The sequence below is a fragment of the Pseudomonas sp. R62 genome (assembly GCF_000257605.1).
GTDB classification, from domain to species: Bacteria; Pseudomonadota; Gammaproteobacteria; order Pseudomonadales; family Pseudomonadaceae; genus Aquipseudomonas; species Aquipseudomonas atacamensis.
Genome location: NZ_JH635999.1, coordinates 2,123,638 through 2,132,413, shown reverse-complemented (window position 1 = coordinate 2,132,413; position 8,776 = coordinate 2,123,638). Strand labels below are relative to the sequence as shown.

Genomic DNA, 8,776 nt, shown 5'->3' with positions numbered 1-8,776 from the left:
GGGCTCAGGCCGAATGCCGAACCATGTCGACATGCGGAATCCCGGCTTCGAGGAATTCCTCGCTGACCAGGCTGAAACCCAGGCGCTCGTAGAACGCCGTGGCTTGCACCTGAGCGCTGAGCTTCTGCTGTTTCAGCCCGCGCGCTTCAGCTTCGGCGATGACCGCTTGCATCAGCGCATCACCGACCTTCATTCCGCGCCAGTCTTTGAGTACTGAAACGCGGCCGATGTGCCCGTCGGGCAACAGCCGCGCCGTGCCGATCGGGAAGTCGCCTTCGAACGCCAGAAAATGCACGGCGGTCGCGTCATCGGCGTCCCACTCAAGCTCGGGTGGCACCGATTGTTCGGCGATGAACACCGTTTCACGAATGCGCCGGATCTCGGCGATATCCTTCTGCCAGTCTGCGACACGAACGCGAATTTTATTCATCGGCGAACCCCAGGCTTCCTTGCTTGACCAGTTCGCAGAGCAGGCTGCGGCCGTCTTCGTCGCTCAGCCACTCGCCGAGGTTATCGGCGTGCAGGGCGTCAGCGGCGCAGATCAGCTTCAGCAGTTCGCGCAGCTTGCCCGGCAGGTAGCGGCTCTGGCCACTGGCGAACAGCAGGAGATCGTCGTCGACTTCCGACCAGGCCAGGCGCGCGCTCGGGTTGCGGATCAGCACGGCGCCGTCCTGCAGGGCGGCGAGGAAGTCTTCTTCTTCGACGTCTTCCGGGCCGACCACCAGTTCCGGGTAGCGCGGCTCGGTCATGTACTGGCCGAACCAGGTCAGCAGCAGACGCTCGTCGCTCATGTGCTCGGCGAGCAGGCTTTTCAGGCGATCCAGCGCATCGTGTTGAATCTGGTGCGGATCGACCGCCGGCTTGGCGTCGGCATCGGTGTAGCGCTCTTCGTCGGTCAGGAACTGGCTGAGGAAGTCGGTGAAGTGGGTCAGCACTTCAGCGGCACTTGGCGCGCGGAAGCCGACCGAGTAGGTCATGCAATTGTCGACCGCAACGCCGCAATGGGCCAGGCGCGGCGGCAGGTAGAGCATGTCGCCCGGTTCCAGCACCCATTCTTCGGTTTCGTGGAATTCAGCGAGGATGCGCAGGTCGGCGTGTTGCAGCAGCGGGCTCTCGGAATCGCACATCTGGCCGATTTTCCAGTTGCGCTTGCCATGGCCCTGCAGCAGGAACACATCGTAGTTGTCGAAGTGCGGGCCGACGCTGCCACCCGGGGCGGCGAAGCTGATCATCACGTCGTCGACACGCCAGCTCGGCAGGAAGCGGAAATTTTCCAGCAGTTCGCTGACTTCCGGCACGAACTGGTCAACCGCCTGCACCAGCAGCGTCCACTCTTTCTCTGGCAATTTGCTGAACTCGTCTTCGGCGAACGGGCCGCGACGCAATTCCCATGGGCGCTCGCCGTGCTCGATGACCAAGCGCGATTCGACTTCTTCTTCCAGGGCCAGGCCGGCCAGTTCGTCGGCGTCGATCGGGCTTTCGAAGTCAGGAATCGCCTGACGGATCAGCAGCGGTTTTTTCTGCCAGTAGTCACGCAGGAATTCGCGTGCTGTGAGGCCGCCCAGAAGTTGAAGAGGAATATCGGAATTCATATGTAACCTATTGAAAAAAAGCACTTTTCAGACGGGAATAAAAACGCCCGGCGCGGCCGGGCGTCTCAAACGGGGCAAACGGTCGATCAGATGCGTTTGGCTTGTGCCACAGCGTTGCCGATGTAGTTGGCCGGGGTCAGTTGCTTGAGCTCGGCTTTGGCTTCGGCTGGCATGTCCAGACCATCGATGAAAGTCTGCAACGCTTCAGGGCTGATGCCCTTGCCGCGGGTCAGTTCTTTCAGCTTTTCGTACGGGTTTTCGATGTTGTAGCGACGCATCACGGTCTGGATCGGCTCGGCCAGGACTTCCCAGCAAGCATCGAGGTCAGCGGCAATCTTCTGCTCGTTGAGCTCGAGTTTGCTGATGCCTTTGAGGCTGGCTTCGTAAGCGATCACGCTGTGGGCGAAGCCGACACCGAGGTTGCGCAGGACGGTGGAGTCGGTCAGGTCGCGCTGCCAGCGGGAAATCGGCAGCTTGCTCGCCAGGTGCTGGAACAGTGCGTTGGCGATACCCAGGTTGCCTTCGGAGTTTTCGAAGTCGATCGGGTTGACCTTGTGCGGCATGGTCGAGGAACCGATTTCGCCAGCGATGGTGCGCTGCTTGAAATAACCCAGGGAAATGTAGCCCCAGATGTCGCGGTCGAAGTCGATCAGGATGGTGTTGAAGCGCGCAATGGCATCGAACAGCTCGGCGATGTAGTCGTGCGGTTCGATCTGCGTGGTGTATGGGTTGAAGCCCAGACCCAGCTCGTCTTCGATGAAGGCGCGGGCATTGGCTTCCCAGTCGATCTGCGGGTAGGCCGACAGGTGCGCGTTGTAGTTGCCGACGGCGCCGTTGATCTTGCCCAGCAGCGGCACGGCAGCGACCTGAGCGATCTGACGCTCGAGACGGTAAACCACGTTGGCCAGCTCTTTACCCAGAGTGGTCGGCGAAGCCGGCTGACCGTGGGTGCGCGACAGCATCGGCACGTCGGCGAAACGGATGGCCAGTTCGCGGATGGCGTTGGCGGTCTGGCGCATCAGCGGCAGCATCACGTCGTCACGGCCTTCGCGCAGCATCAGGGCGTGGGACAGGTTGTTGATGTCTTCGCTGGTGCAGGCAAAGTGGATGAATTCGCTGACCTTGGCCAGCTCCGGCAGCTTGGCCGCCTGCTCTTTGAGCAGGTATTCGATCGCTTTGACGTCGTGGTTGGTGGTGCGCTCGATCTCTTTGACGCGCTCGGCGTGCTCCAGCGAGAAGTTTTCAGCCAGTTCGTTGAGAACGGCGTTGGCCTCGGCGGAGAAGGCTGGCACTTCAGGGATGCCAGCGTGGGCGGCCAGGCGCTGGAGCCAGCGCACTTCAACCAGAACGCGGGCACGGATCAGGCCGTACTCGCTGAAAATCGGGCGCAGGGCCTGGGTTTTGCCGGCGTAGCGGCCGTCAACAGGGGAAACCGCAGTGAGCGAAGAGAGCTGCATGGGGTGTTCTCGGACAGTCGGGCAACGAAATGGGGCGCGTATCATACATGAAAAAATCCGCCGGTCCGTCGCCAACTGACCGGCGTATTACGCGTTACAGACTACAAAGCCTTCGTGACGCGGCGTTTACTCGCTGCGCATCAACGGATAAAGCTCTTTGAGCAGCTTGCGGCGGCTGATTACCAACTGCCAGCGATGACCACCGAGCTGACGCCACAGGCGCGCCGAGCGGATGCCCGCGAGGAGCAGGGCGCGGATTTTCGAGGCATTGCTCGGCTGCTGCAGGTTGCGCATGTCGCCGTGCACCTGAATGCGCTGACGCAGGGTGCTCAAAGTGTCCTGATACAGCGCACCGCAAGCGGCCACGACGTTCTCGTGGGCGGGGCCAAAATGCTCCACCTGCGCCTGAATCTGCGGCAGGCGTTTGGCGATCGTTTCGAGCATGTCGTCACGCTTGGCCAGTTGCCGCTCCAGACCGAGCATCGACAGCGCGTAGCGCAATGGCTCGCGCTGCAAGGTGCTTGGATCGCGCTCCAGCGCGCCAATCAGCGCGCGATAACCCTCGCGCAGATTGATGTCGTCGCCGCCGTACACGTCCAGCGTATCTTTCGGATCCCGTACCAACAGACTGCCGAGCATGCAGCTCAGGCCGGCTTCGTTGGTCTGGCCAGTCTTGGCAATGCGGTCGACCAGCACGGCGGCGAGAAACACACCGCCCAGCGCTGTCAGTTGCTCCTGAGTCGGGCTCATGCCTGGCCGCTCCACGGCTCGGCCACTTCGATCACGCCGCCGCCGAGGCAGATTTCACCGTCATAGAAAACCACCGACTGGCCCGGCGTCACCGCACGTTGCGGTTCTTCGAACACGGCGCGATAGCCGCTGGCGGTTTTTTCCAGGGTGCAGGCCTGATCGCTCTGGCGATAGCGCACTTTCGCCGTCAGGCGCAGCGGCTGGCTCAGATTGATCGGATTGACCCAGTAGATTTCCGAAGCGAGCAGGGCGCTGGAGAACAGCCATGGATGGTTGTTGCCCTGACCGACGATCAGCTCGTTGGTCTGCAGATCCTTGCGCAGCACGTACCACGGCTCATCGCCGGCATCCTTCAAGCCGCCGATGCCGAGGCCCTGGCGCTGGCCGATAGTGTGGTACATCAAGCCGTGGTGACGGCCGATGACTTCGCCTTCGGTGGTCTTGATCTCGCCCGGTTGTGCCGGCAGGTACTGCTTGAGGAAATCGCTGAAACGGCGCTCGCCGATGAAGCAGATCCCGGTGGAATCCTTCTTCTTGGCGGTGGCCAGTTCGTATTTCTCGGCAATCGCGCGGACTTCAGGCTTTTCCAGTTCGCCGACCGGGAACAGGGTCTTGGCGATCTGTTCGCCACCAACGGCGTGCAGGAAGTAGCTCTGATCCTTGTTCGGATCGAGGCCCTTGAGCAGTTCGGTGCGGCCATCGATGTCGCGGCGGCGCACGTAGTGACCGGTGGCGATCAGGTCGGCGCCGAGCATCATCGCGTAGTCGAGGAACGCTTTGAACTTGATCTCGCGGTTGCACAGGATGTCCGGGTTCGGCGTGCGCCCGGCCTTGTATTCGGCGAGGAAGTGCTCGAACACGTTGTCCCAGTACTCGGCGGCAAAGTTGGCGGTGTGCAGCTTGATGCCGATCTTGTCGCAGACAGCCTGAGCATCCGCCAGGTCGTCCATGGCGGTGCAGTATTCCGTTCCGTCGTCTTCTTCCCAGTTCTTCATGAACAGGCCTTCCACTTCGTAACCCTGCTCGATCAGCAGAAGGGCGGAAACGGAAGAGTCCACGCCGCCGGACATGCCGACAATGACGCGCTTCTTGGATGTGTCAGAAGGGGCTGGATCACGCATAGGGATTCAATGAGTGTCTTGGAAAAGGGCGCGATTCTATCAGGCTCGCGGCCGCAAGGCTAAAGAGAAGGGCGGATCAGTTCGAGGCTGAAGTGATGACCGGCCAGATAATCGTCGATGCAACGGATGATCAGTTCACTGCGCCAGTTGTCGCGCTGGGCGATTAATTCGTCGCGGGTCAGCCACTTGGCGCCGACGATGCCGTCATCGAGTTGGTAATCCGGGTGATGCTGCACGGCTTTGGCGCTGAAGCATATGCGCTGGTAAGTCACACCGTTGCTCGGCGCGGTATACAGATAAATGCCGATCACGCCGGTAGGTTCGACGTCCCAACCGGTTTCTTCGAGGGTTTCGCGAATCGCCGCGTCGATCAGGGTTTCATCCGGGTCGAGATGGCCAGCCGGCTGGTTGAGCACATTGCGCCCGCCCTTGTGTTCTTCGACCATCAGGAAGCGGCCGTTGTCCTCGACGATGGTGGCGACGGTGATGTGGGGGAGCCATTCCATAAAACCTTCCTCAATCTATTGGTTAAACCCCAATCCCTGTGGGAGCTGGCTTGTCGGAACGCCGCATCGCAGCGATAGCGGTGGTCCAGTCACCATCCATGCTGGATGATAAACCGCCATCGCTGGCAAGCCAGCTCCCACAAAGTTTTGTGGTGATCACAAAACCCGGAAACACAAACCCCGGCACAAGGCCGGGGTTTGTTTAACGCATTACAACCTTAAACCAGCGCAGCAATCGCCGCGTTGAAGGTTGCGCTTGGGCGCATGGCCTTGCTGATCAGCTCGGCGTCGGCGTGGTAGTAACCGCCGATGTCGACTGGCTTGCCCTGCACGGCGTTGAGCTCGGCAACGATGGTTGCTTCGTTCTCGGTCAGGGTTTTGGCCAGAGTCGCGAACTGCGCTTGCAGTGCAGCGTCTTCAGTCTGGGCAGCCAGGGCCTGAGCCCAGTACATCGCCAGGTAGAAGTGGCTGCCACGGTTGTCGATGTTGCCGACCTTGCGCGATGGCGACTTGTTGTTGTCGAGGAACTGGCCGGTGGCCTGGTCCAGGGTTTTCGACAGCACCAGTGCTTTCGGGTTGTTGTAGTTCACGCCCAGGTGCTCAAGGGAAGCGGCGAGGGCAAGGAACTCACCCAGCGAATCCCAGCGCAGGAAGTTTTCTTCAACCAGTTGCTGCACGTGCTTCGGAGCCGAACCGCCGGCGCCGGTTTCGAACAGACCACCGCCATTCATCAGCGGTACGATCGACAGCATCTTGGCGCTGGTGCCCAGTTCCATGATCGGGAACAGGTCGGTCAGGTAGTCGCGCAGTACGTTGCCGGTCACCGAAATGGTGTCCTTGCCTTCGCGGGTGCGCTGCAGGGTGTACTTCATCGCGTCGACCGGCGCCATGATCTGGATGTCCAGACCGCTGGTGTCGTGATCCTTCAGGTAGGCCTGAACCTTCTCGATCACTACGCCATCGTGAGCGCGCATCGGGTCGAGCCAGAAGATCGCCGGCGTGTTGCTCGCGCGAGCACGGTTGACGGCCAGTTTGACCCAGTCCTGGATCGGCGCGTCTTTGGTCTGGCACATGCGGAAGATGTCGCCGGCTTCGACAGCCTGTTCCATCAGCAGCTTGCCTTTGCTGTCGGTGACGCGAACAACGCCGTCAGCCTTGATCTGGAAGGTCTTGTCGTGGGAGCCGTACTCTTCGGCTTTCTTCGCCATCAGGCCGACGTTCGGCACGCTGCCCATGGTGGTCGGATCGAAAGCGCCATTGGCTTTGCAATCTTCGATCACCGCCTGGTAGATGGTCGCGTAGCAACGATCCGGGATTACAGCCTTGGTGTCGTGCAGCTGACCGTCGGTGCCCCACATCTTGCCGGAGTCACGGATCATCGCTGGCATCGAGGCGTCAACGATGACGTCGCTCGGCACGTGCAGGTTGGTGATGCCTTTGTCGGAGTTGACCATCGCCAGCGACGGACGAACGGCGTAGACCGCTGCGATATCGGCTTCGATCTGCGCTTGCTGCTCGGCCGGCAGGGCCTTGATGCGCGCGTACAGATCGCCGATGCCGTTGTTCAGATTGAAGCCGATCTGGTTCAGCACGTCAGCGTGCTTGGTCAGTGCGTCTTTATAGAACTCGGCAACGATCTGGCCGAACATGATCGGGTCGGAGACCTTCATCATGGTCGCTTTCAGGTGCACCGAGAGCAGCACGCCCTGGGCCTTGGCGCTTTCGATTTCGGCAGCGATGAACGCACGCAGGGCGTTTTTGCTCATCACGGCGCAGTCGAGGATCTCGCCAGCCTGAACGGTGGTTTTTTCTTTCAGAACGGTGGCAGCACCGTCCTTGGCGATCAGTTCGATCTTCACAGCGTCAGCGGCGTCGATCAGGACAGCTTTTTCGCTGCCGTAGAAATCGCCGGTGCTCATGTGTGCGACGTGGGACTTGGAGTCCTTGGCCCAGGCGCCCATTTTGTGCGGGTGCTTGCGCGCGTAGTTCTTCACCGACAGCGGAGCGCGGCGGTCGGAGTTGCCTTCACGCAGAACCGGGTTCACGGCGCTGCCCTTGACCTTGTCGTAACGCGCCTTGGCGTCTTTGTCGGCGTCGCTGGTCACGGTTTCCGGGTAGTCCGGCAGGTTGTAGCCCTGCGCCTGCAGCTCTTTGATCGCGGCTTGCAGCTGTGGCACCGAAGCACTGATGTTCGGCAGCTTGATGATGTTGGCTTCAGGCGTAACGGCCAGGTCGCCCAGTTCGGCGAGGTGGTCGGCTACGGCTTTGTCGCCCAGTTGCTCGGGGAAGCTTGCCAGGATGCGCGCTGCAAGAGAGATATCGCGGGTTTCCACGGCGATATCGGCCGAGGCGGTGTAAGCCTCGATGATCGGCAGCAGGGAATAGGTGGCGAGGGCAGGAGCTTCGTCGGTGAAGGTATAGATGATCTTCGAGCGGGTGGGCATATTCGGATTAACTCTCTCTTCTTTGCTAAAGCGTGCGCAGAAACTCGAGGGGCGCCGGGTAAGCGCGTTCGTTCAAAGTCATCCATGAACCGAATGTCGAGATTCTTCGCGGTGATGTTGGGTGCATCAGTAGAGCGTCAAGCAGTCAGGCTGCGGTAACAACCCGACCAATCAGGCGGAAAGTCTCGTGCTAGAGAGGCCAGCCGTCGTGACCCTGTGGTCAGCGGGCGGCATTATACATAGGTAGCTGGCAATCTGCCGATGGTTCATATGCAACGATTCTCGTCCATTGGTCTAAAGGTCGCAGGGCGCGACCGGGCAAAGACTCGTTACGAATGCTGGACTTTGGCGCTTTTCCCTTTGCTTTCAGGCTTGTAGGAAACGAGATGTGCGCGGCGCAGGAACATAGGGTTTGCGTGTTGATTCAACTGGGTTACGCTCGAAGCAAGCCAGGTGTTCAATCCAAACAATGGAGTTCAGCATGGGTTACAAGAAGATTCAGGTTCCAGCCGTCGGTGACAAAATCACTGTCAATGCAGACCATTCTCTCAATGTTCCTGATAACCCGATCATCCCCTTCATCGAAGGTGACGGTATTGGTGTCGACATCAGTCCGGTGATGATCAAGGTTGTCGATGCTGCTGTTGAAAAGGCCTACGGCGGCAAGCGCAAGATTTCCTGGATGGAAGTCTACGCCGGCGAAAAGGCCACTCAGGTTTATGACCAGGACACCTGGCTGCCGCAGGAAACCCTCGACGCGGTCAAGGATTACGTGGTCTCCATCAAAGGCCCTCTGACCACTCCGGTCGGTGGCGGCATCCGCTCGCTGAACGTGGCACTGCGTCAGCAACTCGACCTGTACGTCTGCCTGCGCCCGGTGCGCTGGTTCGAAGGCGTGCCGAGCCC

8 protein-coding genes are annotated in these 8,776 nt (G+C 60.3%); 1 reads left to right on the top strand and 7 read right to left on the bottom strand.

Annotated elements, in window-relative coordinates; translation table 11 throughout:
- Positions 1 to 4 precede the first annotated feature (4 nt).
- The 7 genes from OQK_RS27430 to OQK_RS27400 form a co-directional block, all read right to left on the bottom strand.
- Entirely contained in the window at positions 5 to 430 is a 426-nt protein-coding gene (locus OQK_RS27430) for a GNAT family N-acetyltransferase (RefSeq protein ID WP_016775275.1), read from the bottom strand.
- Positions 423 to 1,592: a ribosomal protein uL16 3-hydroxylase gene (locus tag OQK_RS27425; protein WP_016775274.1), complete on the bottom strand. Its 1,170-nt coding sequence runs from the start codon at positions 1,590 to 1,592 to the stop codon at positions 423 to 425. Before OQK_RS27425 ends, OQK_RS27430 begins: the two co-directional genes overlap by 8 nt.
- A gap of 86 nt (positions 1,593 to 1,678) precedes the next feature.
- On the bottom strand, positions 1,679 to 3,049 hold the full coding sequence (gene purB, locus OQK_RS27420; protein WP_003223822.1) for an adenylosuccinate lyase: 1,371 nt from the start codon (positions 3,047 to 3,049) through the stop codon (positions 1,679 to 1,681).
- Positions 3,050 to 3,175: 126 nt separating this feature from the next.
- A complete protein-coding gene (gene hflD / locus OQK_RS27415; protein WP_016775273.1) occupies positions 3,176 to 3,799 on the bottom strand; it encodes a high frequency lysogenization protein HflD in 624 nt (207 codons plus the stop codon).
- Positions 3,796 to 4,920 (bottom strand): tRNA 2-thiouridine(34) synthase MnmA, encoded by a 1,125-nt coding sequence (mnmA, locus tag OQK_RS27410; RefSeq protein ID WP_016775272.1) that lies wholly within the window; start codon positions 4,918 to 4,920, stop codon positions 3,796 to 3,798. The genes hflD and mnmA overlap by 4 nt, the downstream gene beginning before the upstream one ends.
- A 59-nt stretch (positions 4,921 to 4,979) precedes the next feature.
- Complete coding sequence (locus OQK_RS27405) at positions 4,980 to 5,426, bottom strand: NUDIX hydrolase (RefSeq protein ID WP_016775271.1); 447 nt, start codon at positions 5,424 to 5,426, stop codon at positions 4,980 to 4,982.
- A gap of 218 nt (positions 5,427 to 5,644) precedes the next feature.
- Positions 5,645 to 7,870, bottom strand: coding sequence for an NADP-dependent isocitrate dehydrogenase (locus OQK_RS27400; protein WP_016775270.1), 2,226 nt, complete (start codon positions 7,868 to 7,870; stop codon positions 5,645 to 5,647).
- Positions 7,871 to 8,351: 481 nt separating this feature from the next.
- Between OQK_RS27400 and OQK_RS27395 the strand changes: the two genes are divergently transcribed.
- On the top strand, positions 8,352 to 8,776 hold a 425-nt coding region (locus OQK_RS27395; protein WP_016775269.1), incomplete at its 3' end, for an isocitrate/isopropylmalate family dehydrogenase.

Excerpts from the sequence above, each read along its gene's own strand:
- purB (WP_003223822.1), bottom strand. The coding sequence starts at position 3,049 with ATGCAGCTCTCTTCGCTCACTGCGGTTTCCCCTGTTGACGGCCGCTAC.
- OQK_RS27400 (WP_016775270.1), bottom strand. The coding sequence starts at position 7,870 with ATGCCCACCCGCTCGAAGATCATCTATACCTTCACCGACGAAGCTCCT.
- OQK_RS27405 (WP_016775271.1), bottom strand. The coding sequence starts at position 5,426 with ATGGAATGGCTCCCCCACATCACCGTCGCCACCATCGTCGAGGACAAC.
- hflD (WP_016775273.1), bottom strand. The coding sequence starts at position 3,799 with ATGAGCCCGACTCAGGAGCAACTGACAGCGCTGGGCGGTGTGTTTCTC.
- OQK_RS27425 (WP_016775274.1), bottom strand. The coding sequence starts at position 1,592 with ATGAATTCCGATATTCCTCTTCAACTTCTGGGCGGCCTCACAGCACGC.
- OQK_RS27430 (WP_016775275.1), bottom strand. The coding sequence starts at position 430 with ATGAATAAAATTCGCGTTCGTGTCGCAGACTGGCAGAAGGATATCGCC.
- mnmA (WP_016775272.1), bottom strand. The coding sequence starts at position 4,920 with ATGCGTGATCCAGCCCCTTCTGACACATCCAAGAAGCGCGTCATTGTC.